Source organism: Paraburkholderia dipogonis (genome assembly GCF_042680985.1).
Lineage (GTDB): Bacteria > Pseudomonadota > Gammaproteobacteria > Burkholderiales > Burkholderiaceae > Paraburkholderia > Paraburkholderia phytofirmans.
Map to the genome: position 1 here is coordinate 266495 of NZ_JBHUFR010000013.1, position 26267 is coordinate 292761.

At 59.2% G+C, this 26267-nt stretch carries 22 protein-coding genes and 1 pseudogene; 8 read left to right on the forward strand and 15 right to left on the reverse strand.

Annotation, left to right across the window (positions count from 1 at the left end; genetic code table 11):
- Nucleotides 1–58 precede the first annotated feature (58 nt).
- A complete protein-coding gene (locus tag ACFSNN_RS18770; RefSeq protein WP_134462841.1) occupies nt 59–1876 on the reverse strand; it encodes an alpha/beta hydrolase in 1818 nt (605 codons plus the stop codon).
- Nucleotides 1877–2920: 1044 nt separating this feature from the next.
- Nucleotides 2921–3403, reverse strand: a complete 483-nt coding sequence (locus tag ACFSNN_RS18775; RefSeq protein ID WP_244322930.1) for a hypothetical protein — start codon at nt 3401–3403, stop codon at nt 2921–2923.
- 103 nt (nt 3404–3506) lie between these two features.
- Between ACFSNN_RS18775 and ACFSNN_RS18780 the strand changes: the two genes are divergently transcribed.
- Entirely contained in the window at nt 3507–4307 is an 801-nt protein-coding gene (locus ACFSNN_RS18780; RefSeq protein WP_244322931.1) for a hypothetical protein, read from the forward strand.
- A gap of 158 nt (nt 4308–4465) precedes the next feature.
- On the opposite strand, the gene ACFSNN_RS18785 is transcribed toward ACFSNN_RS18780, so the two are convergent.
- Nucleotides 4466–5185, reverse strand: a complete 720-nt coding sequence (locus tag ACFSNN_RS18785; protein ID WP_134462845.1) for a GNAT family N-acetyltransferase — start codon at nt 5183–5185, stop codon at nt 4466–4468.
- 148 nt (nt 5186–5333) lie between these two features.
- Between ACFSNN_RS18785 and ACFSNN_RS18790 the strand changes: the two genes are divergently transcribed.
- Nucleotides 5334–6305: a GlxA family transcriptional regulator gene (locus ACFSNN_RS18790; protein WP_134462847.1), complete on the forward strand. Its 972-nt coding sequence runs from the start codon at nt 5334–5336 to the stop codon at nt 6303–6305.
- On the opposite strand, the pseudogene ACFSNN_RS18795 reads toward ACFSNN_RS18790, so the two are convergent.
- Together ACFSNN_RS18795 and ACFSNN_RS18800 are read right to left on the reverse strand one after the other, a co-directional pair.
- Nucleotides 6273–6417, reverse strand: a pseudogene (locus tag ACFSNN_RS18795) (FAD-dependent monooxygenase); the annotation flags it as partial. The gene ACFSNN_RS18790 and the pseudogene ACFSNN_RS18795 sit on opposite strands and share 33 nt — an antisense overlap.
- Nucleotides 6418–6624: 207 nt before the next feature.
- Nucleotides 6625–7329: a GntR family transcriptional regulator gene (locus ACFSNN_RS18800; RefSeq protein WP_134462849.1), complete on the reverse strand. Its 705-nt coding sequence runs from the start codon at nt 7327–7329 to the stop codon at nt 6625–6627.
- Between the two features lie 208 nt (nt 7330–7537).
- On the opposite strand from ACFSNN_RS18800, the gene ACFSNN_RS18805 reads away from it, so the two are divergent.
- From ACFSNN_RS18805 to ACFSNN_RS18820, 4 genes are all read left to right on the forward strand, one after another.
- Nucleotides 7538–8812 carry a glucarate dehydratase family protein gene (locus ACFSNN_RS18805; RefSeq protein ID WP_134462851.1) on the forward strand — a complete coding sequence of 425 codons (1275 nt, stop codon included), beginning with the start codon at nt 7538–7540 and terminating at the stop codon, nt 8810–8812.
- A gap of 222 nt (nt 8813–9034) precedes the next feature.
- Nucleotides 9035–10363 (forward strand): MFS transporter, encoded by a 1329-nt coding sequence (locus tag ACFSNN_RS18810; protein ID WP_134462853.1) that lies wholly within the window; start codon nt 9035–9037, stop codon nt 10361–10363.
- Between the two features lie 47 nt (nt 10364–10410).
- Nucleotides 10411–11700 (forward strand): MFS transporter, encoded by a 1290-nt coding sequence (locus ACFSNN_RS18815; RefSeq protein WP_134462855.1) that lies wholly within the window; start codon nt 10411–10413, stop codon nt 11698–11700.
- 278 nt (nt 11701–11978) lie between these two features.
- A complete protein-coding gene (locus ACFSNN_RS18820; protein ID WP_134462857.1) occupies nt 11979–12182 on the forward strand; it encodes a hypothetical protein in 204 nt (67 codons plus the stop codon).
- Nucleotides 12183–12285: 103 nt separating this feature from the next.
- Here the strand turns inward: ACFSNN_RS18820 and ACFSNN_RS18825 are convergent, their stop codons facing one another.
- Together ACFSNN_RS18825 and ACFSNN_RS18830 are read right to left on the reverse strand one after the other, a co-directional pair.
- Nucleotides 12286–12735 (reverse strand): YjjA family protein, encoded by a 450-nt coding sequence (locus ACFSNN_RS18825; protein WP_012428115.1) that lies wholly within the window; start codon nt 12733–12735, stop codon nt 12286–12288.
- Nucleotides 12736–12806: 71 nt separating this feature from the next.
- Nucleotides 12807–13760 (reverse strand): pseudouridine-5'-phosphate glycosidase, encoded by a 954-nt coding sequence (locus ACFSNN_RS18830; protein ID WP_134462859.1) that lies wholly within the window; start codon nt 13758–13760, stop codon nt 12807–12809.
- Nucleotides 13761–13880: 120 nt separating this feature from the next.
- Here ACFSNN_RS18830 and ACFSNN_RS18835 point away from each other — a divergent pair, with 120 nt between their 5' ends.
- Nucleotides 13881–16619: an MGH1-like glycoside hydrolase domain-containing protein gene (locus tag ACFSNN_RS18835; RefSeq protein WP_134462861.1), complete on the forward strand. Its 2739-nt coding sequence runs from the start codon at nt 13881–13883 to the stop codon at nt 16617–16619.
- A gap of 101 nt (nt 16620–16720) precedes the next feature.
- On the opposite strand, the gene ACFSNN_RS18840 is transcribed toward ACFSNN_RS18835, so the two are convergent.
- The 3 genes from ACFSNN_RS18840 to ACFSNN_RS18850 form a co-directional block, all read right to left on the reverse strand.
- Nucleotides 16721–17029 carry a hypothetical protein gene (locus tag ACFSNN_RS18840; protein WP_134462863.1) on the reverse strand — a complete coding sequence of 103 codons (309 nt, stop codon included), beginning with the start codon at nt 17027–17029 and terminating at the stop codon, nt 16721–16723.
- A gap of 240 nt (nt 17030–17269) precedes the next feature.
- Nucleotides 17270–18151: a UTP--glucose-1-phosphate uridylyltransferase GalU gene (gene galU, locus ACFSNN_RS18845; protein ID WP_134462865.1), complete on the reverse strand. Its 882-nt coding sequence runs from the start codon at nt 18149–18151 to the stop codon at nt 17270–17272.
- 381 nt (nt 18152–18532) lie between these two features.
- Nucleotides 18533–19525: a helix-turn-helix domain-containing protein gene (locus ACFSNN_RS18850; RefSeq protein WP_134462867.1), complete on the reverse strand. Its 993-nt coding sequence runs from the start codon at nt 19523–19525 to the stop codon at nt 18533–18535.
- Nucleotides 19526–20059: 534 nt separating this feature from the next.
- Here ACFSNN_RS18850 and ACFSNN_RS18855 point away from each other — a divergent pair.
- A complete protein-coding gene (locus ACFSNN_RS18855) occupies nt 20060–20245 on the forward strand; it encodes a hypothetical protein (RefSeq protein WP_134462869.1) in 186 nt (61 codons plus the stop codon).
- A gap of 101 nt (nt 20246–20346) precedes the next feature.
- Here the strand turns inward: ACFSNN_RS18855 and ACFSNN_RS18860 are convergent, their stop codons facing one another.
- The 5 genes from ACFSNN_RS18860 to ACFSNN_RS18880 form a co-directional block, all read right to left on the reverse strand.
- Nucleotides 20347–21858, reverse strand: a complete 1512-nt coding sequence (locus tag ACFSNN_RS18860; protein ID WP_134462871.1) for a glycosyl hydrolase family 28-related protein — start codon at nt 21856–21858, stop codon at nt 20347–20349.
- Nucleotides 21859–21879: 21 nt separating this feature from the next.
- Nucleotides 21880–22659 (reverse strand): WecB/TagA/CpsF family glycosyltransferase, encoded by a 780-nt coding sequence (locus ACFSNN_RS18865; protein WP_134462873.1) that lies wholly within the window; start codon nt 22657–22659, stop codon nt 21880–21882.
- A gap of 208 nt (nt 22660–22867) precedes the next feature.
- On the reverse strand, nt 22868–24301 hold the full coding sequence (locus tag ACFSNN_RS18870; protein WP_134462875.1) for a mannose-1-phosphate guanylyltransferase/mannose-6-phosphate isomerase: 1434 nt from the start codon (nt 24299–24301) through the stop codon (nt 22868–22870).
- Nucleotides 24302–24449: 148 nt separating this feature from the next.
- The gene (locus ACFSNN_RS18875; protein ID WP_134462877.1) at nt 24450–25631 is read right to left on the reverse strand and encodes a hypothetical protein; all 1182 of its coding nucleotides are present in this window, start codon (nt 25629–25631) and stop codon (nt 24450–24452) included.
- Nucleotides 25624–26265, reverse strand: coding sequence for an acyltransferase (locus tag ACFSNN_RS18880; RefSeq protein WP_134462879.1), 642 nt, complete (start codon nt 26263–26265; stop codon nt 25624–25626). The genes ACFSNN_RS18875 and ACFSNN_RS18880 overlap by 8 nt, the downstream gene beginning before the upstream one ends.
- Between the last annotated feature and the right edge of the window lie 2 nt (nt 26266–26267).

Here is a 26267-nt window from a genome sequence, read left to right on the forward strand (position 1 = left end):
CCCGTCGAAGCAGACCGAGCCTCGCCCCTTTGCCGGAAGGCGAGGCGCGGCTTCTCGCTCAGCGCTGCTGCTGCACGGCCAACAGCGGATTGACGACCTTGGGCGCCGCCGCCTTCTGATGCAGATCCTTGATGAACGCCTCGCTCAGTGCAATGACTTGTGCCGACGCTCGCGGATCGAAAAGCGCATGGTCGAGCTCATCGAAGACGACCGCCTTGACATGCGAAAAGCGCGACAGCTTCTTGCCGCGCTTGCCGAAATGCGCATTGAGCTGGTCCATTCCTTCGTCGCTCGAACCGTAGACGAAGAGAGTCCGCACGCCCTTGCGTTCGAGCGCGTGAACCACGCCGTGCGGGTGCGTCAACGTATCGGCTTCGGCCGCGCCGGTACGGTTGGCGGCCGCGTCCAGCCGATGCGAATGCAGGCGCGCGAGCAGAATTGATCCGACGGCCTGCGCGATCGGCAGGAACTTGCGCTTTCCGCTCAGGACGAGCCACCATTTGGACGGCTTGAATATCGCGGGCCCGACACGCTTGAGCGAGTTACGCTGCAACTCCTCCAGCTCCGCCATCGACATATGCGGGGGTATGTAAAAACGCACGATGTTGACCGCGATGACGGCCGTGAGAGCCGGCTCCACGAGCGCCGCGCGCAAGGCGCTGTAGGCGCCCGAGCAGATCCCGAACGAGATGACCGTTTGATAGCCTTTGCGCTTGAGCCAGGCGGCGGCCGTCGCGACGTCCTCGATGGTCGTGGATGCGTGGATCTTCGGCACCAGATCGAGTGGCCCTTGTGGCGTACGCGGTGGACTGTCGCCGATGCCGCGCGCGTCGATGCGCATGGATGGAATGCCGCGCCGGGCCATTTCCCGCGCGATCCGAACCGATAGCCGACTGTCGCCATGATGCACGCTGCCGGCGGTATTGGTGATCAGCATGACGGGCCCGTACGCGACCCTGCCGCGCGGTTCGCACAACATGCCGAACAGGCCGTTGGCGCCGAAGATGACCGGGCGCTCGCGGGCTTCGGGCGTCTCGATGATGGCTTCGTCGTCGAGGGACACGCTCGGCCGCGCGCCTCTGTTCATCGAGTTGTGGACGCGCATTCCCGGGGCGCCGTCCACGATCCACTTCACGACCTCTCCGAATGCGCGAGCCGGCACAGTCGACGACTTCGTCTCGTCCATATATTCGAGGTAGCCGTCCAGCAAGCCCGTTTCGACCGCGACGCCGCGTTCGCGCAGCGTCGAACACAGCGAGGCGCTTGCGCGGGCGCGTGCATCGAGCACGAGAGCACGCGTGAGAACCGGAGCGTGTTGGTCCATTGCTTTCGAGAGATCGAGCGCGTCCAGTTCACTGCAGAGCCGGTCGCTGTAGATCTGTCCCAGCACGTTGAACGGCTTGTCGCGCTGCGCGGCGCGCAAGAACGGGGCGAGATTGTCGAGCCAGACCTTGCGCACCGCAGCCAGTTCACGCAGATAGGTGCGCCCGCGCGTGACGGGCGCGAGCAGCACGAGCGAGTCGGCCGCGCATGCACGCGATGCGAGCGCTGCAAGCGCCCCGCCGAGACGCAGGCCACAGAGCGTCACGCTGGTCACGCCGGTCAGTTCCTTGAGACGCTTGACGGCCGCGACGACATCGGACACGAAGGCTTCGAGGTGATGGGCATTGCCGTCCACGCCCGCGGAGTCTCCCGTTGCCAGATAGTCGAAGCGCAGCGCCGGAATACCGTACGCGGACAGTTCTTCTGCGAGGTAACGGATACCCTTGTGGCACCACGGCTCTTCATGACCAAACGGGCTGCAAAGCACCACGCCATGCGTGCCTTCTCCAGGATGAAGCCATCCAAAGCGTCCACCGAATGCGATCGGCTTCATGGCTGGCCTCGACCGGTCTGGTTGCTGTCGCCGACTGGGGCCGGGTGGCAAAAAGCGGACGTTGCAACGTTTTTTGCAACTGCACCGCGCAATGTTCTTGTCTCGTAGTGCATCAGTGTGAGCCTCTTTTTGTATTGAGCGTTTTGGTCGATTGGATCGCTCTTTAGAGGCCGGTTCGGTGCGCTAAACAACATTGCACGAAGCAGAGAATGAATTTAACCCGGGCGACGTTTGCCTTTTAACAAACGGTCAATGATTGCGCATATATTTTTTGAAAAAGTCGATTAAGGACTTACCCGTAGTTGTTGTGCGATTTAAGCTAATTTCACGCGGACTGTGCGAATTCGCACATAGCGCTAACGATTGCCACAGTAATGTATTTTCGGGGAAAAGCGACCTGCGGATAAAGGCGGCCCATAAATCGGAATGAGACCATTTGCCCGCACTCGTCCGACGAAATAAAAAATACGCCAAATGCGTTGTTTTTATGCTGTGGCGCGAATAAATCAATCTATCGACGAATAAGCCTTGCGATGCGCGAGTAGCACGTGCGCCGGTGTCCGATGCTCGACGAAAACCACCGATTCAGCGGGATTCGGCCTATCCGTCACACGGCTGGCACCTGGCAGCAGGCCAGCGGAAAATTTTTCGTAATCAATTCCTTTCTAATCAATTACTCATATATTAACTAATATTTAATCAGACAATAAAAATGTGTCGTTTCTGATACGTTTTTATCTTCATACTTTTAGAAAAATTTACTATTCAACAGACAAAAGCATCGGTACGGAAGTCGTTGAAAAGATAGAGGTTCAGGGAATTTCTTCCGGATTTCTCAAAAAGTATGATGATATGATGTACATATTGTAACAAGTGTGACGTAGGACTGACTTTGGTAATCTGATACGATTATTAAGAGATGGTAATAATTTACCTTCTAGCTATTACTGTGCATCTCATCGGCCGCATTATGCGCCATCGAAATGCAAGTCTGGTGACCCCTTCCGGAAGATCTGCTTTACCAATCCTGAAGTTCTCTTTGCTTTAAGCGGAGATCTCTTCGGGTATTCGCTTGCGCCTGCGCGTATTCGCATTGCCGATTACGCGGGGTAACTCGTATTTAAGCGTCGGGCTTTTGCGCCCGTTATCTCGCTTAATTTCCCTGTTAACGCCTGTATGGTTGCGGTCGTTCGCCTGGGCTTTGGCTTTTGATCGCGCCGGCATAGTTGGAAAGACTTGAATGATTAAGAATACACCAGCGGCAAGACTCCCTGTTTCTAACACTGAACTCACGGTCCGTCGTAAATTTCTGACGTCCTTGCTGGCCGGCGGCGGCGCGTTCGTGCTCGCCGCATGCGGCGGCGGTGGCGATTCCGCCAGTCCCGACGCGGTCGCGGACCGATACCGACGCGGCGGCGCATCGAACCCGCGCGGCGCCAGTTCGTCGAGCGGCGCGAGCGCGCCGGCAACGGCAAGCTCGCCGGCAGCCGCAAGCTCCCCGGCTGGCGCGAGCTCGCCGACCAGCACTCAAGGCGTTCTTCTCGACACGTCTTTCGGCGTAAAGGGCGATGGAACCACCAACGACCGCGTCGCACTCCAGCGCGCAATCGACGGCTCCATTGGACAGATTTTGCTGATTACCGGCCAGAGCCGGATCGACGTGGCCGGCCTCGACCTGCGCACCAATAGCCACGTGCGGTTTGCAAGCGGCGCTTCGATCAAACTGCTCGCGCATAATACCGACACGTATGAAATCCTGCGATTGGCGGACGTAAATAACGTCACGCTCGAAAGCCCGTATCTCGACGGCAGCAAGGAATTGAATTCGGCGAAGTCGGGCGAGTGGGGCATGGGGATTTCGATTAATGGCGCAACGAATTGCACCATTACGTCTCCGACCACGATCAATTGCTGGGGCGACGGCATTTATATCAATAACAGCGATAGCAAGAGCAACGGCTACAGCACGAACATCACGGTCAATTCGCACCACGCGACCGGATGCCGTCGCCAGGGCGTATCGATTATCAGCGGCAGCGGCATCACGTTTAATAGCCCGCTTTGGGAAAATATCGGCGGAACGGCCCCCGGTGCCGGTCTCGATATCGAACCGAATGACAATACCGCCGTGTTTCAAAACATCCGCATCGTCAGCCCGACGACGAATAACTGCGCCGGCGGCGGGATTAACGTTTATTTTGGCTTCTTCCCAGGTCCGGTCAACAAGACGGTCAGCATCAGCATTACCGGCCATACGGATACGGGAAGTCCCGGCGGCTCGTTCAACGTTCAGGGCCTGCAATTGAATGGCTACGTCGTGAATGGATCGATTACCAGCGCCAACCCGGTCTGGAAGAAAACCGGGCTGAGCCTGGAAGACTGGGACAAGAATGGCCCGTCGGTGACGGTCAGCAACGCGCGCATCGGTTGATGAAGCGTTCCGCCGGTGGCGCGATACAGCAACGGATCGCGCCCCCGGCTGCCTGACAAGTCGGTTGGGCCGGCCTGGTGCCGGCCCAACACGTATTTTCAGGCTGCTGCGAAAGCTTGTGGTTACGCGAGCCCGATTCGACTTCTCTGTAGACGGGTTTAAGGCGCTATGGCCGAACGCGAATCAACATGTCCTACACGGGTAAGCTGAAACGTGCGGCGCAATTCGAAGCCCAGACGCTCATACAACCCGATCGCGGAGGTGTTGTTACTGAACACGTGGAGAAACGGCGTGTCTTCCCGTTGCTCAATTTCTCTTCGCAAGACTTTGATGAGCCGGCCGGCAAGGCCACGTCCCCGATAATCTTCATCTACGCAAACGGCGCTGATCTCAACGTATCCGTCGACGCGCATCCGTTCGCCGGCCATCGCGATTAGACGCCCCTGGTCGCGAATTCCAATGTAGTTACCCATTTCCCCCGTTCGCTTGCCGAAAGGACCAGGCTTGGTTTTCTGGGCGAGGTCGAGCATGTCTTTCGCGTCCGCGTCACCCAGGCGGATTACGTCGTGGCCGGCCGCGCTTTCTGCTTTGCCGTGCCGGGCGATCATTTGATGAATCACGCCCGCGTGCGTGATCTGAAGCCCGTCTATCGCATCGACCGGGCCATCGGAGCGCAGGACGGCGGCCTGCTCGCGAGGCAGCAAAAGCTGAAGCAGCGCCTGGTATGCCGCGGGCGTTTCCAATGCCAAAGCGGCGAAGGGCGCCACGTCGGGGTGGTATCGACGGGCAAGTGCATCGCCATATCCAAGGTGCGCCTGCTTCGTTGTGAGGGCCGCCCAGATCGGACGGTCGAGCTCAGCTTCTATCGAACTGCTCATGCTTTCTCCTTTGCAAGCGCGACTGTGTGCCAGCGGCTTGACTGAATGGTTAGCCGGCGCTCAACCCTGGCCGTATTGCTGTGCAGTCTAGACGCCCGACAGGCGCGAGGCTATAGTCGTAAATGACATTAATGGGGTTATTTGCGACATGAGACTGGTCATCTTCGCGCTGGACGGCCTGTTCGACACGGGGCTCACGGTCCTGCTGGATACCTTTGCGACGGCCAACGAACTGGCCATGGCCCAAGGCTTCGCAGCGTCTCCTTTCGATGTCAAGGTCGTCGGCGTGCGCAAACGCATTCGCACCGCGCATGGCTTGTCGACCGCGGTCGAACCGGCAAGCACCGTTCGCCGTCCGGATTGGGTGGTGGTGCCTGCGCCGAACGTCAGACAGCCGGAGCGCCTGATCGATGCGCTGGGCCGACCGGACGTACGCGAGACGATGGCCTGCCTTCGTGCCTGGCATGCCGACGGCGTCGGTGTCGCGGCTGCCTGTATCGGGACTTTCCTGCTGGCCGAAGCCGGGCTTCTGGATAATCGCGAGGCGACAACGACCTGGTCGCTCGCACCGTTCTTCCGCCAACGCTATCCGGCTGTCAGTCTGGATGATTCACGCATGGTCGTCGCCTCGCAACGCGTAGTGACGGCTGGTTCCGCGATGGGCCATCTCGACCTTGCGCTCTGGTTGCTGCGTCAGGCAAGCCCCGAACTTGCGACGCTGGTTGCCCGCTTCATGCTCATCGACAAGCGTTCGTCCCAGTCCGAATACATCATTCCCGATCACCTCGCTCACGCCGATCCGCTGGTCGCGCGATTCGAGCGATGGGCTCGCGACAATCTTTCGTCGGGGTTTTCGCTTCAGGCTGCTGCCGCTGCGTTGTCGGTCGGACCGCGCACTTTGCAGCGACGCACCGAGGCCGTGCTCGGTAAGTCGCCGCTGGCCTTCTTCCAGGACTTGCGAATCGAACGCGCGCAGAACCTCGTCTCGATTGGTTACGACCTCGAGCGAATCGCGAGCGAGGTGGGCTACGCAGACTCGGCGACGTTGCGGACTTTGCTGCGTCGGAGGCTCGGACGCGGGGTGCGGGAGCTTCGCGCCGAAATGCATGGAGTCGCCTAGACCGAGGTTGAAGCCTTGGCCGCCGGGAGGTGAATGGATGCGCGGCGTCGCCCGCGAGCAGCACCCGTCCTTTACGGTAAGCCGTTGCGTGATCGGCACGATTGGTCCAGGTGGCGCATTGTTGGTCACCGCGGACTTGTCGCGAAACGACTGGGCCGCTTCACGCAGCCACTTCGTGAAGCGGCCGAGACTTTTTTACGGCGTGGCGAGGACATCTCCACGAGACGATACGAAAATCCCGGCAGACATGGGCCTTCGCCATAGCCGAAACGGGCTAATCGAGTGGCGATGGCGCTCACTCACGCCCCTCCGATTGTATTCAGGCGTCCGTAAGAAAGTCCGGATGCCTCGTGCGGATCTGATCGACCTGGCTCAGCGTACCCGAGAGGTGGTTGCGCAGCGCTGCCTGCGCAGCCTCGGCATCGCCTCTTTCGATTGCATCGACGATCTCGGTGTGATCGCGCACCACCGCCATCGTCTTGCCCTCCACTGGCAGATGCAGGCGGCGCAGCCGGTCGATGTGGCCACTCAATCGGCGCACCAGATCCCAGAGTTGCGGCACGCCCGCCGCCTCGTACATCTGGCGATGAAAGGCCTGGTCGAGCAGCGAGAACTGCTCGATGTTCTTCGGGTCGCGCACTTCCATCTGCCCGGCAATCGTGGCGCGCAACCGGGCGATCAGCGCGGCGTCGTGCTGCTCCGCAAGCGTGCGCACGATTTCCAGTTCGATCGAGCGGCGCAGAAAGTGCGCCTGCAACGCAGAAGTCACGTTGATCTGGCTGACGACTGTGGCGTGCTGCGGAAAAATGTCGACGAGGCCTTCCTCGCCGAGCTTCATCAACGCGTCGCGCACGGGCGTCTGACTCAAACCGTACTGCGTCGCCAGATCTGCGCGCGAGAGCACCGTGCCGGGCGCCAGTTCGAGCGACAGGATCATTTCGCGCAGGCGTTCGAATACTTGCGGCGCGGCATGGCGGGACCGGTCGAGCCGGGTCGCCCTCGTCGGGGAAGCGTTGATTTTCATGGCGGAACCAGAAGCGTGGGCGTAGGCGGGCACTGCGATTTCCACCCGCTGAAATATTAATACTATAGCCGACGCCTACCCGCTCCCTGCAAGTGTGCGGCCGTTTTCCGGCACGACGGGCCATGGGTTTTCCCCACTGACGCACTAATACATTAGTGCTTTACCATGCCTCCATCTACGTTGAATCTCTCATTACCGGACTGCCGCCATGACTCGCGACATCACCGTCACTCAGGTGCGAATCACGCCGATCGCCTTCCGCGACGGCCCTCTGCTCAACGCTGCCGGCATCCACGAACCGTGGGCGTTGCGCGCCATCGTCGAACTGGAGACGAGCGATGGCCGCGTGGGCATCTCGGAGACATATGGCGACGAGCCGATGCTGCGCGTGCTCGAGCAGGCCAGGGCGCTGGTGATCGGCTTGTCGCCGTTCGACCTGAACCGGATGGAGGAACGCGTGCGTGCGGCGATCAAGCCGGGCTCGGGCGCGGTCGAATTCGAACTCGCCCCCGGCTCGCATTCGGCCAAGAATGCGCCGAAAGTCATCAGCACGCTCGAAGTTGCGATGCTCGACTTGCAGGGGCAAATAGTCGGCGCGCCGATCGTCGATCTGCTCGGCGGCAAGGTTCGCGACGCAGTGCCTTACAGCGCCTACCTTTTCTTCAAGTACGCGGAACACATCGACAAGCCCTATGCGCCCGATGCCTGGGGCGAAGGCCTTGGCGCGGAGCAGATCGTCGCGCAGGCGCGTCGCATGATCGACCTGTACGGCTTCCAGAGCATCAAGCTCAAGGGCGGCGTATTCGAGCCGGCGCACGAGATCGCATGCATGCGCGCGCTGCATCAGGCTTTCCCCGGCGTGCCGCTGCGCCTCGATCCGAACGCCAACTGGACGCTCGAAACGAGCATTGCGGCCGCCCCCGAACTCGACGAGCTGCTCGAGTATTACGAAGATCCTTGTCCGGGGCTCGCGGGCATGGCCGAACTGGCGAAACATACCCGCCTGCCGCTCGCGACCAACATGGTGATCACGACCATGGAAGATTTCCGCCGCGGCGCCGAGATGGGTTCGGTCAAGGTGTTGCTGTCGGATCATCACTACTGGGGTGGTCTGCGAGCGACCCAGACGCTCGCGCGCATGTGCAAGCTGTGGGATCTCGGTATGTCGATGCACTCGAACTCGCACCTCGGCATCAGCTTGATGGCGATGACGCATGTCGCGGCGAGCATTCCTAATCTGACTTACGCGTGCGACACGCATTACCCGTGGCAGGAAGAAGAAGTCATCAAGGGCGGTCGCGTGAGCTTCGACAATGGCGCGGTGCGCGTGCCCACCGCAGCGGGCCTCGGCGTCGAGCTGGACCGTGAGCGGCTGGCCGAACTGCACGCCCAGTATCTGTCGTGCGGCGTGCGCAATCGCGACGACCTGAAGCAGATGCGGAAGTACGACCCGAGTTTCAGTGGCAAGAACCCGCGCTTTTAACGCGAACGGACGTCCCGCGCGCGATGCGCATTGCCACTTGGCAAATTTGTTGTATGGGACTGCTGTGCATGGGACCGCAGTAAGCGCTAAAGCGCCAACTGCGGTCGACCGCTGTGCGTGAGACCAGAGTAAGCGCTAAAGCGCTAACTCTGGTCGACTGCTGTGCATGGGACCAGAGTAAGCGCTAAAGCGCTAACTCTGGTCGACAAAGGAGACAAGCCGATGAGCAGATCCATTCCGGCCGCGGCCGGCCCGGACCGAGCGGACGCACTCGCAAGCGCCGTGCGCAAGATCAAGTGGCATGTGCTGCCGCTCTTCGTCGTGATGTTCGTCGTCAACTACATCGACCGGGTGAACATCGGCTTCGTCCGCCAGCATCTGAGCGCGGATCTTGGCATTGGTGCTGCCGCCTATGGACTCGGCGCGGGGCTTTTTTTCGTCAGCTATGCGATCTTCGAAGTGCCGTCGAACATGCTGTTGCAGCGCTTCGGCGCGAAGGCCTGGCTCACGCGCATCATGTTCACGTGGGGTCTGGCCGCGGTCGGCATGGCGTTCGTTCGCGGCGAGACGTCGTTCTATGCGATGCGCTTGCTGCTCGGCGCCGCCGAGGCCGGCTTCTTTCCGGGCGTCATCTTCTATTTCACCCAATGGCTGCCCCGTGACGAGCGAGGCAAGGCGATGGCGATCTTTCTCAGCGGCTCGGCGCTCGCCTCGATACTCTCCGGGCCTATCTCCGGCGGGCTGATGCTGATCAGCGGCGGGGGTCTGCACGGCTGGCAGTGGATGTTCGTGATCGAAGGCATGGCCTCGGTCGTGCTGGCCGGCTTCATCTGGTTCTGGCTCGATTCGAAACCGCGCGACGCCAGATGGCTGAGCAGCGCCGAGCAGAATGCGGTCGTCGCCGAGATAGAGGAGGAGCAGCGCGAGCGCGATGCGGCGCATGCGGTCATGCCGTCCGTCTGGACTCTGCTGCGCGACCCGCAGATTCTGATCTTCTGCGTAATCTATTTCTCAGTCTCGCTGACCATTTACGGTGCAACGTTCTGGCTGCCCAGCATCATCCGAAAGATGGGCCATTTCAACGATTTTCAGGTCGGGCTCTTCAATTCGATCCCGTGGCTGATCTCGATCGTGGCGATGTATCTCTTCGCGATGCTCGCGGCGCGCTTCAAGTTTCAGCAGGCATGGGTCGCGTGCGTGCTGCTGATCGCCGCGCTCGGCATGTATGCGGCCGGCCAGGGCAGTCCCATGTTCTCGTTCGTCGCGATCTGCTTTGCGGCGATTGGTTTTAAAGCCGCGTCGGCGTTGTTCTGGCCGATTCCGCAGGGCTACCTGGACGCGCGGATTTCAGCGGCAGTGTTGGCGCTGATCAATTCAATCGGTAATCTCGGCGGCTTCGTTGCGCCGGCGGCCTTCGGCTTGCTGGAGCAGAAAACCGGCTCGATCGAAGGCGGTCTCACCGGGCTGGCCTTGATGTCGGTGGTGGCCGCCGGGGTCGTCTTCTTTTCCCGAATGAAGCCTCGCGAGGGGCGGTCCGCCCTCGCGCTGTAGGCGATAGGTGAACCAGTTTGCGTGATTAGAAACTTCCCGGAGACACGATGAAAATGTTAGAAGCCGGTTCCGTCGCCGACCAAACGGCCGTCGGACGATATAGGTGGACCATCTGCGCACTCATCTTTTTTGCAACGACGATCAACTACATGGATCGTCAGATGCTCGGGCTGCTCGCACCGCTGCTGCAAAAAGACATCGGCTGGACTCAGGTTCAGTACGCGCAGACCGTGATGGTGTTTACGGTCGCCTATGCGGTGGGTCTCGCGACGTTCGGCCGTATCGCGGATCGGATCAGCACTAAGGTGGTCTACGGCGGCGCAATGGCGATGTGGAGTCTCGCCGCGATGCTGCACGCAATAGCGGCGACCGTCCCCGGCTTCGCAGCGGTGCGCGGTTTGCTCGGGTTCGGCGAGGCGGCCAATTTCCCCGTCGCCATTCGCACCACGGCCCTATGGTTTCCGAAGAAGGAGCGTGCGTTGGCCACGGGCCTATGGAACATGGGAGCAACCGTAGGCGGTATCGTTGCGCCCGCATTCGTACCGATCGCCGCTGTCATGTGGGGTTGGCGCGCGACGTTCATTGCGGGAGGGGCGGCCGGTTTTGTATGGTTGGCGGTGTGGCTGCTCGTGTACCGTCCTCCGGCGGAGCATGCGTCGGTATCGAAGCGCGAGCTCGATTACATCAACTCGGATCGGGACGAAAGCGTCGAACAACGCGTGAGCTGGCTTTCAGTGCTGAAGTACCGCGAAACGTGGGCGTTCATTTTCGGCAAACTGCTGACCGATCCGGTGTGGTGGTTTTATTTGTTCTGGCTGCCTAAATGGCTCAATGAGTCGAGGCACATCGACATCGCCAATCTTGGGCTGCCGTTGATCGTCATTTACACGATGGCGTCCGTCGGCAGCGTGGCTGGAGGATGGCTGTCGTCCAGGCTGATGCAGCGTTCCCACAAACCTAATGTCGCACGCAAGATCGCGATGGGCGTCTGCGCGCTGTGCGTCCTTCCGATTGCCACACTTTCGCTCTTTCAGAGCCTCTGGTACGCAGTTTTCGCTGTCGGGCTCGCCGCGGCGGCTCACCAGGGATGGTCGGCAAATCTCGTCACGACGGTCGGCGACGTGTTTCCGCGCCGGATGGTCGGCACGGTGGTCGGTATCGGCGGCGTGGCGGGGATGATCGGCTCGTTTTTCTACTCGGGCGTCATCGGCGAGACGTTGCAGCGCACCGGTCAGTATTGGGTGCTCTTCGCTGTCGGCGCATCGGCTTATCTGGTCGCGCTCGGCATCATTCATCTGCTCATGCCGCGCATGACGCCCGTGAAACTCGAGCCCTAACTAGACTGTTCCCGGACGAAGGTCGTCCTGATGGAACAGATGCCGGCGGTCATGAGATTGGCCGGCGCTCTCCACGAACCACGTCAGTAGCCGATGCGCTCCCGCGCGATGCAGTATCGGGAGACATCGGCTCAACTCCGAGTCGTGGAAGTCCCACGCTTGCGCCAGCACATATCGCCCTTCAGCGGCCCGGCACGTTTGTCATCCTCACAGTCCGGTATAATTGCGAATGATTCTCAATTGCGTATAAACTGCTGGTTTCGCTGTCGCCCTGAACTATGAAAACCTTTCTGCGTAACGATCTGATTGAGCGCTTCGGTTATGGCATGGCCGTCTATATCGCGGCCAAGGCTTCCGCGATGCAGCGAAGCATCGACGCCATCAACGCCGAACGGACGGCGGCCGGTGGCCGTCTGCTGAAGAACGCGAGTATCGAAGAGGTAGTCGGCGTGTTACGCAGGAAAGGCAAGCTGCCGGCCTGAAGTCCGCGAGCGATGTCACACGCGAGTTCGCCGTCGTTTAGCCGCGTGCTACGCGAACGAAGCCGGTCCGCCACCCATTTCACGTCGGGCCGCCGTCACTCGCTTAAAGCAAAGATTTCCCTTGGGCCAGAATCTTGTCGCAGACCTGTTTCGTGATCTGCTCCTTCAGACCGCCGCCACTCAGGTCGACCTGCTTACCGTCGCCGCTGTTCAGAATGCCTTTGGCGCCGTCGGTGTACCCGCTGTCGCTCGACGATGAACCGCCCGGCAGCTTGCTCATGAGCCCATCTTTGACCGACGACGCACCGCCGCCGAGATAGTTGTTCTTGATACAAAATTCAAGCACGCCCGCGACATTGCCCGTGCTGCCGGACGTTAGCGACTGCAACGATAGCCCACTGCCTAAACCGCCCAGGCTGCCGAGTCCACCGGCGGCCGCGCCGTTTCCGCCCTGATTGAGAAGGTTGCCGAGTTGGGCGTGGGCGGTTGGGAAATAGAGCAATGTTGCGACCAGGAGTCCGTTGGCCCAGGTGCGACGGTTGCATGCGATCATGAAAGGCCTCTTGCCGTGGAGTGAAGGTAGTCTTCACTATAGTGCCTCACGGGCCCAAACAAAGGACGAGGTCATCGGCCATTTGAACACGCCCCGCGCCCCGCACGCGCCAACGCCAGCGCCAATCTCGCGCCGACCTCGGCATTGTGTTTGATGAGCGCAATGTTTGTCGCCAGGCTGCGTCCACTCGTCAATGCCTTGATGCGCGCCAGCAGAAAGGGCGTCACGGCCTTACCGGTGATACCTTTCACCGTGGCCTCGGCGAGCGCCTGCTGGGTCAGCGCGTCGATCTCCTCGGACTTCATCGCTGCCGCTTCCGGCACCGGTGTGCTCAACACCACGCCGCCGACGAGCCCCAAGTCCCACTTGGTCCGGATGAAGCGTGCCTGCTGCGCCGCTTCGTCCAGCCGGAAGTCCGCGCGAAAACCGCTGTCGCGCGTATAAAACGCGGCGAAATTGTCCTGCTCGCAACTGAGCACCGGCACGCCGTGCGTTTCCAGATATTCCAGCGTGAGTCCAATGTCCAGAATGGACTTCGCACCCGCGCAGACCACCGCCACTGAAGTCTTCGCCAGTTCCTGCAGGTCGGCCGAAATGTCGAAGGTTTCCGGCGCACCCCGGTGCACACCGCCAATGCCTCCGGTCACGAACACCTCGATGCCGGCCAGGGCGGCGCAAATCATCGTGCCGGCCACGGTCGTGGCGCCAAGCTCTCCGCTGGCCAGCACGGCTGGCAGATCGCGGCGGCTGACCTTGTGTACCTGATCTGCGCGCCCGAGCAGTTCGAGTTCGTCGTTCGAAAGACCGATGCGGATTCGCCCGTCGATCAATGCGATAGTCGCCGGCTCGGCGCCCAGGCCGCGGATTACGGCCTCCACTTCGCGCGCAGTGCGAACGTTCTCCGGATAGGGCATGCCGTGAGCGATGATGGTCGATTCCAGCGCCACGAGCGGGCGGCCGGCGGCTTGCGCGGCGGCCACAGGTGCGTTGAAACTCAACCATGAGCGAGCAAGGTCCGTATTCATCGCGATGTTCCCGGCGGTATATTCCGTTCAAGTATGCAACAGGAGGCGGCCCCGAGGTTCACTCGTTGCGGTGCGATGGCGCTTATCATTAGGATGGTCAATGTCGGGTCGGGAGGTTCCATGCCACCGCTACGCGCAATCACGCTGCTCCAGTCGAAAGAAGGTGCCCGGCTCCATGGTCCGGAGCTCGACCGCTGGCGCCGCTGGGGGCCCTATCTGAGCGAGCGGCAATGGGGCACTGTTCGCGAAGACTATAGCGAATACGGCACCGCATGGGACTACTTTCCGCACGATCATGCGCGCAGCCGCATGTACCGCTGGGGCGAGGACGGCATTGCCGGATTCGGCAACGACCCGCTCGACTGGTGCGTATCGCTCGCGCTCTGGAACGGGCACGATCCGATCATCAAGGAACGGCTCTTCGGTTTGGCGAACGAGCAAGGCAATCACGGCGAGGATGTGAAGGAGCTTTACTTCTATCTCGACGGCACGCCGACGCATTCGTACATGAAGATGCTGTACAAGTATCCTCACGACGCGTACCCGTATCAGGACCTCATCGACGAAAATCTGCGGCGCGGCGCGGATCAGCCCGAATATGAAATCCTCGATACAGGCGTGTTCGACGATAACCGCTACTTCGACGTTTGTGTCGAGTATGCGAAGCACACCCCCGACGATATCGTGATGCGCGTGACCGTCGAAAACCGCGCGGATCAGCGCGCGGCGCTTCATCTGTTGCCGCAATTCTGGGCGCGCAACAGATGGGCCTGGTCGGGCAAGCCGGGCAAGCCGGCGCTTACGCTGGAGTCGAACACCGAGGATGGCACGCGCGTCATCGCGCGCCATCCCGCGCACGCCACGATGATCGTCACGGCGTCGGCGCAACAGCCGATCGAGTGGCTCTTCTGCGAAAACGAAACGAATGTACGCCGTATTTTCGGCATCGATGGAGCAGGGCCGTTCAAGGACGGCTTCAATGACTATCTCATCGATGGCGACGAGCAGGCCGTCCGGCGCGACAAGGGCACTCGTGCCGCCGCCCATGTGAGCCTGCAATTCGCGCCTCATGAGCGCTCGGTCGTGTATCTGCGCTGGCGTCCCGAAGCCGCTGCGGATGCCGCGCCTCTCGACATGCAAGCGCTCTTCACGCGCCGGCAAGCGGAAGCCGATGAGTTCTACGCGGCGCTTCAGCACGACATTGCCGACGCCGATGCGCGGCTCGTGCAGCGTCAGGCGCTCGCCGGCATGCTGTGGTCGAAGCAGTACTACCAGTTCGACGTGACGCGCTGGCACGACGGCGACCCCGGACAACCGACGCCACCGAGAGCACGCAGGCATGGCCGCAACGCGGACTGGCGGCACATGTGCAATGGCGACATCGTGTCGATGCCGGATAAGTGGGAGTACCCATGGTACGCGTCGTGGGATCTCGCGTTTCATGCGGTCGCGTTCGCCATGATCGATCCCGACTTCGCGAAGAAGCAATTGCTGCTGCTCGTGAAGGAACGCTATATGCATCCGAACGGACAATTGCCTGCCTACGAGTGGGCGTTCGGCGATGCCAATCCGCCGGTTCATGCGTGGGCTACATGGCGTGTGTATGAACTCGACCGCGAGGTGACGGGCGTTGGCGATCACGAGTTTCTTGAAGTCATGTTTCACAAGCTCCTGCTCAATTTCTCGTGGTGGGTGAACCGCAAGGACGCGGATGATCGCAACATCTTTCAGGGCGGCTTTCTTGGGCTCGACAACGTGGGCATCTTCGACCGGTCTTCGCCGCTGCCCACCGGCGGCCGCATCGATCAGGCCGATGGCACGGCATGGATGGCCTCGTACGCGCTCGACCTGATGCAGATCGGCCTGGAACTGGCCATGACGAACAGCGCGTATGTTGAAATTGCAGTGAAGTTCTTCGAGCACTTTCTGTATATCGCGGAAGCAGTCAGTTGCAGCGAAGGGTGCAAAACGGGGTTATGGGACGGACAAGACGAATTCTTCTACGACGTACTCCACCTTCCGAACGGCGCCCGTGTGCCGATGCGCATTCGTTCGATCGTCGGGCTGATTCCGCTGTTCGCCGTTCACGTGCTCGAAGATCGCGTGTATGGCCATCTGCCGGGATTGCGCGAACGGCTGGCCTGGTTTCTCGATCATCGGCCGAATCTGGCCAGGCTGGTGTCGCGCTGGACCGAGCCGGGCAAGGGCAATACCACGCTGCTATCGCTGTTGCGCGGACACCGGATGAAAACGCTGCTGCGCCGCGCTCTCGATGAAAACGAGTTTCTCTCCGAGCATGGCGTGCGGACGCTATCGCTCGTGCATCGCGATGCACCTTATGTGTTCGACCATGACGGAGTGAAAGTCTGCATTCAATACCAGCCGGCCGAATCGGACTCCCGTGTTTTCGGCGGTAATTCGAACTGGCGCGGACCGGTCTGGATACCCGTCAACTACCTGCTGATCGAATCGCTGTATGAGTTCTATCGCTACTACGGCGATGAGTTTCGTGTCGACTATCCGACAGGATCGGGCAAATGTTTTTCGCTGAGCGAGATTGCCGACGACCTTGCGCGGCGGGTCACCACGCTCTTTCTCAAGAATGCACAAGGTGTGCGGCCCGTGATGGCGGCTTATCCGATGCTGCAAGCCGACCCGCGTTCGCAGGATCTCATCCTGTTTCATGAGTACTTTCACGGTGACAACGGACGCGGCGTCGGCGCTTCGCACCAGACCGGATGGAGCGGGCTCGTCGCGCTGCTGCTTCAGCCGCGCATGATGAAGCTGTCGCATGTTGCGGCTGATGTTGCGTCGGCGGATGCGGCAGTGGGGGAAGATGCTGCTGCGGCCTCGCTTTGAAAAGCGTGTCGTCGATTTCAATCACGCGGGCCGCAGGTGCATGCAAGGGGGTTGATCGCGACTCGTCGAAAACACCGCGAGGACTTGAACGTGAGGGGTGCCTATTCGTAGCCGAGCTTGTGACTCAGAATCGGCGCGAAAAAGAGTGCAATCGCCGAGCCCGCCGCTTTACCTTCGAGTTCGGCGGCCGCAGCCGCAGCCTGCATTCCATACGAATGCATGAACAGATCGAACAACTGGGGTAGACAGTAAAGTACTGCAATCGCAATGCAATAGGATTGCACGACGGATATGCGCCAGCCCCTCTCGACGGCGACAGCAGCGGAAACGATGCGCAGAATGGCGAACAATACGAGCGCGCCCACGGCTGCCTGTTCGCGGACCAAATACTCTGGAATAAACTCGCCCATGACTTCCTGTGCACTCGCTACGTTAAACCGCCTTAGATTGAAGATCATCCGTTCGACGTCGAGGGACGAGCGACAGGGTTCGATATTACTGATGCAACGCTAGCGGCACGAAGGCGCGGCTGAATGAACCATGGTCTTGGCCGATAACGTCAAAATTCACGGGTCGTCGGCCGAACGCCTATTCTTTATTTCGCAAAATCGGTGGTGGCTTGTCGGCCCCATCCGCGACAGATCAGTCTGTCAACATGCGGGCACTGGCGAGCGCGCAAGCAGGTACTCTTCGAAATCGGCAGCCACTTCCGGGTGGCGCAAGGCAAACTCGACGGTCGCCTTCAGATAACCCAGCTTGCTGCCGCAGTCGAAACGCGTGCCGTGATACTTGTACGCCAGCACCTGTTCGTCGGCGAGCAGCGATTGAATTGCGTCCGTGAGTTGCAATTCGCCGCCCGCGCCCGGCTTCAATGCACGCAGATGTCCGAAGATGCGCGGCTTCAGCACATAGCGGCCGACCACGCCGAGATTCGACGGCGCCACGCTCGGCTCCGGCTTCTCGACGATGCCCGACATCTTGATGATCGAGTCTTCCCACTTCTTGCCGTCGACAATCCCGTACGACCTGGTCTCCTCAGCCGGAATCTCTTCGACGCCAATCACCGAGCTGTGATAGTGGTCGAACACCTCGATCATTTGCGTCATGACGGGCGGCGTGCCGTACAGCAAGTCGTCCGCGAGAATGACGGCAAACGGGTTGTCGCCTACCAGCTTTTCGGCGCACATCACCGCGTGGCCCAGGCCCAGCGCTTCCGGCTGACGCACGTAGAAACAGTCCACATGGCTCGGCTTGATGCTGCGCACGAGTTCGAGCAGCTTGTCCTTGCCGCGTGCCGCGAGTTCGGCCTCGACCTCGTATGACTTATCGAAGTGGTCCTCGATCGCGCGCTTGCTGCGGCCCGTGACGAAGATCATTTCGGTGATGCCGGCTGCCATTGCCTCTTCCACCGCGTACTGGATCAGCGGCTTGTCGACAATCGGGAGCATCTCTTTCGGGCTCGCCTTCGTGGCAGGGAGGAACCGGGTGCCGAGACCCGCCACCGGAAATATGGCCTTGGTAACTTTGAGCATGGGTTGTCCGGGGTGTTCGCGATACAGACGTTGGAGGTTTGCGTATTGTCTGGAAGATCGACTCTGGGTGGTCGAGCGCAACCATAGAGGCGAAAGCCAACTATTGATGTGAGATGGCGGAACAGGCACCGCTATTGGCTAAAACGGATACATGCATGCTTTGCGGCAGCACCGCCGTGGCGAACGCATGGCGCGCGCGTCAACATCATCGATGACAGCGGCGAGGGTCTGTTGCGACCCACTCAGCGTGTGACGATGCTACGTCCGAATATCATTGGCGAAATCCGCTGAAAATAACTTTTTCGCGGAAGATTCAGGAAGAACGGGCGGCAAACGAAATCGCGGTTTTCTCCGTCTGAGGGGCTTAGACGAGACAGTCGATCAGGCTTGCTCCGCCGGAGACGCCTCCCTGCCCATGCGGTAATCGGTGGGCGTCGTCGCAAGATACTTCCTGAACAGCTTGGCCAATTGACCGCCACTGCCAATACCGCAACGCCGTGCAATCTTATCGACAGGCAAGCGCGACTCGACGAGCATCCGGCAACTCATGTTAAGACGAGCGCGAAGCAGATAGTCGGAGGGTGTCATCCCGATCTCGCTCTTGAAGCGGCGCAGGAAGTTGCGCTCGCTCATCGCGGCCACCTTCGCGGCTGCGTCGATAGAAACAGGCTGGTCGACGTTTTCCTCCAGCCAGCGCGCCGACGCCATAATCTTTTCACTAACTTTTGGCGTTCCGCTGCGGGAAACGGACATGTCCCAAGGCATATCCTGCTGAGGCGCAACCGATTCAGCGACATGGCGCGCCACTTCCAGTCCCATATCCTCTTCCACGATACGCAGTGCTGTGGCGACCTCAGTCGGAGCTTCGCTCAGTGCTCGTACTTGATAGTAGTCGCTCGTTTCATTGTCGCCATAAAGGAGGGCACAGTAGCGGCTAGGAAGCTTTGCCGCTTCCAAGAGCAGTCTGCCCTCGGCGATCGGATGAACGATCTCGCTGAATGGATGCCTGCGACGCAGCCAATTGCTCAGGCGTTCGTCGCGGCAGGCATGGGGTACGCCCGCGCCGCCTGCGATGAAGAGCAGATGTCTGTCATCCGTGACCTGATGCGAGTCGACACTCTCCGTCCAGACGAATACCGAAGACGAGCTTGCAATACGGCCGCCCGCAGCCGACAGCAATGAGACGTCGTAACGCGGATGCAATTGCTGTGATGCGCCGAATGCGTTCGCTTTCTGGAAGATCTCGATGATCGCCGCCACTTTCGGCAGCGCAAACCCGTTAAACAACGCAATGTCGACGCGAGTCAGCTCACGCGTCGGTGTTCTCACGGCACTTTGCCGCGAGCAGCGCGGCAGAGTTTGTACCAGCTCCATTTGCTTTTCCCCGGAATGTTTTGGCCTTCGAAGCCCTGCCCTAAACTCTCTATTTTTTCTTATCTTTGCATGCTATACAACAATTCTAGCGTAATTATTACATGTCCGATTTGGCCAACACATTGGCTGTTCACGACCTGGCTGAAAAAATTTCCGGTTTAGTGGAGAAAATCCGCCGTCGAACGTATCCAGAATCTGAATTGAACGGATTTATGCGTGTTGCGATAAAATTCCACGAGAAGTGAGACGGAATGTATAGCGTCTTCATGCATATCGCTTATGCGAGAGCATATTATGAAAAGAATCAGAAAGACTCCGCTCGTTACTCCCGCTCAACCTTACGAGATGTCACTCGATTCGATCTTATTCAAGGTAGGGCTTTCCTGGGTAATTTCCGGTGGGAACTCTCGCTATCATGGAGTTGCTGCTGGCAGTTCGCCCCCCTGAACCGGATCCGCAGAATTTTTTCGGCGGTTTGCCATATTCTCAGCGCGCAGGGCTAAATAAGTCCTGAACGTAGCCGATAACGCATACATGCGTATAGAAGAAATTCAGACAATCATTAACGCCGCTTTCGAGACTGCTGATTCCATAGTCGGCGCGCGTGAGTGGACAACTGCGGAAGATGCGAATGCAATGCACGATCTGATCGTCTGGGACATGCTTTCCAAGCAATTGCCAGATATAAGCGTTGCCGATTTGCTGTCGATTCTGAAATAGCACCGTGCGAGGCGGGCTCAAGACGAGACACCACCCGCCAGGCACATTTTCATTCAATTCATCCGCTTACCCGGCATCGCGCGGACTTCGATTGTTTCCGCTCAATTCATGTACCACTTGTCGACGTATCGGGTGAATGCGTAGATCATGTCCGCTTTCAGCACAACGTCTTTCGATGAGCGCGTCACGATGCCCGATCCGTGAACGATCGTCACATTAGGATTCCCCAATACGCGAATCGTCTGACCATCGGCGGCGCCGGAGAAATACGAGATTTCCGTGGGCGTCATGTAGTTATCGAGCACCACGAGACCTGAGCCGGTGACGTTGACGATCCGCGTCCCAGCCGGCGGCTTGGTGGTGAGCGGCGCACCTGATACGCTCGACCCTTCATGGTTCTGCACCAGGAACAGTCCAGCCTGATTGAAGCTTCCCGCGCATGCAAAGTATTGATTGCGCGCATCCGGGTCGGATTCACTGACGTAATCCTCGAAACCATACTTCTGAAGACGCTCTTTTCGACCCTCGGAGCGGCATGAGGTCAGCACGTTCGAGCGCGACTTCGACGACATGTAGAAGCCGCTATAGGTGCCGACCTCGGCGGAACTGTTGTTGTAGCCGAAGCACGTGCTCCATATCGCGCTGCCATCGACATAGAACCCGTGACCAATATTGGAGTCGCCCCGGCACTGCGAAATGCGGTGCTGTGATCCTCGCAACGGTGCGATGTAGATGCCGCGCTCGGCGTCTTCGCCAATGCAGTTCGACAGGAAATTATTTGCGCCTCCAACGACAATCCCGCACAGAAGAAGGTCCGGCGTCATCAGGCCGCGACCCGCGATCAGAGAAGGGTTGGCTTCGATACGGTTGAGAAAATCGTCGGTGCCGAACGTTTCGATGCATCCGGAAATGCGGTCGCGCTGGCGATTGAGTAAAACGTTTGTCGTCAGAATATCTTCAAAGACGACGCCAAATCCTGCGACGTGCTGAAAGCCCTGGTCGGCGAAATTGTTGGCAGTGCAACGTCGAATAGCGGCCCATTTGACCAGTTGAAAGCGCACCCCGCCACCATTCAAATTTGCGCCACGTCCTTCGAAATTGATACCGCTGATGCCGATTCCGCGCACGAGCGTCGACGGAGTATCGACCACGAAGCCGTGATCGGCCTGTACCAGAGTCACGCCGGAAATATGGCCCGGAAGATATCCGAACATCGTGCTACTCGACACCAGCGACACGCCGTTCTTCAGGACGACATTGCAGCGATAGCGCCCAGCAGGAAAGCGAACCACGCCGCCGCCACGTGATTCGAGCAGGTCGATCGCGGACTGGATCGCGACGCTGTCGTCCGAGCGGCCATCACCCTTTGCACCAAATCGCTTGGGATTGATATCGGCATCGTTCAACTCTTCGGCCACCGTCCGGACGATACTCGTCGGCGCCGCTGCCTTGAATGCGATTGATTGAGCGTTGCCTGCTCCCGACGGCGTGTCTTTCGACAACCCCGTATCTACGGATGACGCGTCCGGTTTCGTTTGTCCATTGACGGCCGCCGCCGCGCTGAGAATCGTGCCTGCGAGGGCACCCTTGATTGCCTGTCTTCGGTTAGTCACGGTATGACTCTCGTTAGTCGATCATTTATTGCGTGCAACTGCGTTGCTGACGAGTTCCTTGACAAGGACAGTCGGGAATACCAAAGCGTCGTGTGCGTAGCGGCGCAACAGACGCCGGGGCTCCGTGACGATCCGGTGCAGCCATTCGAGGCCGGTCCTGCGCATCCAGACCGGAGCGCGCGCTTTCTCGCCTGCAATGAAGTCGATCGTCGCACCCGCGCAGATCGCCACCTTTGCGTTGATGCGAGCCCTGTACTCATGTACCCATAGTTCCTGTTTGGGCGCGCCGAGTCCTACGATCAGCAGATCCGGTTCGGCTGCTGCGATCTCGTCGAGAATGCGATTGCACTCGGACGGCAACGTTTCGAATCCGAAAGGAGGGGAATACGTACCGACAATCAGAACGTTCGGCCAGCGTTGTGTAATGATCCGCGCGGCACGCTCCGCAACGCCGGAGCCGGCACCGAGCAGAAACACGCGCATGGGCTGATTCATGGACCGTGCCTGATGAAGGAGACTCGGCACGAGGTCGCTGCCGGGCACGGTTTCCTTCAATGCGCGACCCATCATCCGCGATGCGAGTACCAGCGGCTTGCCGTCGGCGAGTACCATCGACGCGCCCGCATACGCGGCCTGGAATGCCAGAGAGTTTCGAAGTTTGACGATATGGTCCACATTCGGCGTGACCACGTAACGGCATCTTGCGTGCGGCGATTCCAGCCACCGCGCCAACGTCTTCGCCGCCGTGTCCATTGAAATGGCGTCTATCTCTATCCCGAACATCGTGCATTTGGTGGTCATTTAACAGGCCTCAGGTCGATAAGACGTGACGAAGCGCTCCGACTGAAAATTCAATCGGAGACTTTGGAAAACTAACTACTTGAGAATCGTGTTGAGCTGACCCTGAGTCGGTCTTTGTCGGTCTTTGTCGGCCTGATATGCCCAGGATCGCCGCAATGGGATGCGCTAGGCCGCCTCCGTGGAAGCGTGCGCGAGCAGCGCTTAAGCGCTATGCAGTGCCGGTTCTGCCATAACGGTCCTCAAGCCGAACGATGTCGTCCTCGCCGAGATACGCTCCGGATTGGACTTCGATCAGTTCAAGCGGGATCTTTCCCGGATTGAACAGCCGGTGCGATACGCCAACGGGAATATACGTAGACTGGTTTTCCGTCAGTAAGTCCTCGCGGTCGCCGTTCGTAACTAACGCCGTACCCCTGACTACGATCCAGTGCTCGGCGCGGTGATGGTGCAGTTGGAGACTCAATTGGGCACCGGGATTGACAACGATCCGTTTGACCTGGAAGCGCTCGCCCTGGTCGATGGATTCATACGAACCCCACGGGCGCGTCACGCGCCGATGCGTAACGGACTCTGCCCGTCCCGTTGCATTGAGACTGTCGACGATAGTCTTTACGTTCTTGGCGAGATCGCGATGTGCGACGAGCACAGCGTCTGCCGTTTCGACGATTACCAGGTCGCTGACGCCAATCGCCGCGACCATGCGGTGTTCGGCGCGGATATAGGAATTCGACACGGAATCTTGCAGCACGTCGCCTATAAGCGCATTGCGCTGCTCGTCTTGCGACGCAATCTCATGCAGTGCGGACCATGATCCGATATCGCTCCAGCCGAGATCGTCGACAGAGATAACCGCTGCGCGATCGGTACGCTCCAGAACCGCGTAGTCCACCGAGATGCTTGGGCAGTCGGTGAAGGCATCCTTGCCGAGCCTGAGAAATTGCAGATCAGGACGAGCATCCTTGTACGCTTGATCCGCGAGACGGGCAACGTCTGGCTCGTATCGTTTCAGTTCGTCCAGGTAGGCGCCTGCGCCAAACAGAAAAATTCCGCTGTTCCACAAGTAATCGCCACTGGCCAGCAGTTCGGCGGCGAGCGCGGCGTCAGGCTTCTCGACGAAAGCGCTAACGTTGTATGCCTCGTGCTCCTTGTCTGCCAGCGACTCGCCCTTCCGGATGTATCCGAACCCGGTATGCGGCGCAGTCGGCACCACTCCGAATGTGACGAGCCGTCCATCGCGCGCCAGAGCGATGCCGGTCTCGACGGCATTGTGAAACGCGTCTGCATTCTGAATGACGTGATCGGATGGCAGCACGAGCAACAGCGCTTTGGGATCATCCTGAATAGCGAAATGTGCCGCGGCTGCAATCGCCGCCGCGGTATTTCTAGAAACCGGTTCAAGGATGATCGCAGAGACGTCCAGAGCGATTTCCTTTAGTTGATCGACAAGCTGAAAGCGGTATTCGGCATTTGAAACCAGAATCGGCGGCTTGGTGTTGTCGAGAGCATTGACGCGTCTCAGCGTAGTCTGCAACAGCGAGTGCTCGCCCGCGAGCGTGAGGAACTGTTTTGGTTGACCGCCACGAGACATCGGCCACAACCGCGTTCCACTGCCGCCACATAGAACAACTGGAAAAATGCTCATGTGCTTCTATCCTGTATGCCTCGTTCGATGTGACTCTACTGAGCAACCTATGTGTTGTGCGTGGACTGTCTTAATTCGACATACTTTTGGCAGATCCGGGTAACTACTACAAAAGCATTGAAAATGGCGCTTGTGAGACACGTCGAACCTATTGCCGGCCGGCGACCGACGGATAGTCTCGATAGGCGAGAAGCATGAAGACGAAGATTGACAAACCGAGTGGTTCGATCATCAGCAAGCCTGCGAAAACAGCAAAGACAAGTGGCGCCATACCGCCGAAATCTCTACGCACGCGGAGCCAGAGAACCCAGCAATAGATGACGGTGACGGGTACGCCGTATTTGTAGATCATGCCGGTAATCGAGTTCGATATGCCGGCGTCGTTTTCCTTGATGTACCCATACTCGTCTAGCGCCAGCGCGTTGTAGGCGTCGAGGTCGCCGCTTGGCCGGCCGACCAGCAGGCTGTCAGCTGCGGCACGCGCGCCGAGTGTCATGTCGTTGATTCGCACGGTGATACTCGAGTCGCCTTGCAGCGAGCGACCGAACAGGGTCGAGAAGGCGTCGTCGATCGCGCCGGGGGCGGCCAGTACCAGTGCCACCACGACGCCCAACATGATCGCCGCGAGATTCGCGAGTCTCGGCTGGCGTTGATGCAAGTAGCAATAAGCGGCGAATGGCATCAAGACCGATAAGGCTCCCATGGATTGAGTCGAGAGAGCCGCCAGAAGAAACACCCAGTTGGGCCGCTTCTTGTACTTCAAAAAGTTGTAGGCGAAGGCCATCGTCAGCATGACGCCGTACACACCGGCTTCCCAGAAGATGCCCTGATTGCGGTAGTGATTGAAGCGCTGCAAATCGGTCGAGCGGACATAGAGAAGGCCGAAGACCGTGTTGTATTCGTCATCGATATGGCGTGCGATGCCGGGGGCCACATAGGCGAGCGGATAAAGCACTAGCGAGATGATCGCCATGTAATACATCACGTCGACAAAAAGCTCACGAAAATCACGGCGTGTCCGCTTGAAATAAATGCATGCGACGCCCGCAATCAGCGCTTTCAAAATGACGAAGAGTTCCTTGTCGTCGATCTGAAAGTCCTGCGCATAACTGGCGACAAAGATTGCGATAACCAGAATTCCATAGCTACCGCGGACTGCTCGAGGAAAGCGTACCGATACAAGGAAGCTGCAAAATAGAACGACCACGATTGCGGCGATCATTGCGGAATTACCAACTCGAACCACAACGATCCAACCGCCGCTGACAAGCAGAATTGCCGTCAGCAGTAACGAGGCGCGGATTTCGCGCCTGAAGAGAGAGCTAAGCATGATTGATTTCGTTTATGACACTAGCGGAACAGGCGTTGCGCGCGGAAGGTTCACCCTTTAACCATTGCTTACGGTCCGGATGCCAGTGTCGAACCACGCGGGCGGGAGCGCCGACGGCGACGCAGAAATCGGGGATGTCGCTTGTGACGACGGCATTAGCGCCGATCACGCAGTGGCGGCCAATTCTTGCTCCGAGTATCACGACGTTCTCGCCGATCCACGAGCCGTCGCCGATGCTGACCGGGCGGCGCTGAATCAGATCCTGCGTCTTGACTGGTTTGTGGATGTCTTCGTATCCGTGAATATAGTCGGCGACGTAGACTCGATCGGCGATCAGCACGTCGCATCCGATCTCGATCGAGTGGGTGACAATAATATGCGCACTGTTACCGATGTATGCGCGGTCCCGGATATCGAGTCTGGGTTGCACGGAGAACGCGTGAATCGTCTCGATCCATGCAAAATTGTTGATGAATACGTCGGTGCCGATCGCGATGTTGTCCGATCCGTCGATCCGGATTGGCCTCAGAATGCGTGAACGTGCCCCGAATCGCGCGAAGAAAAACGGATACACCAGGCCCTGAAGCGACGTCCTGAGACGATTCCTGACCTTGAAGAAGATGCCTATGTTCACGT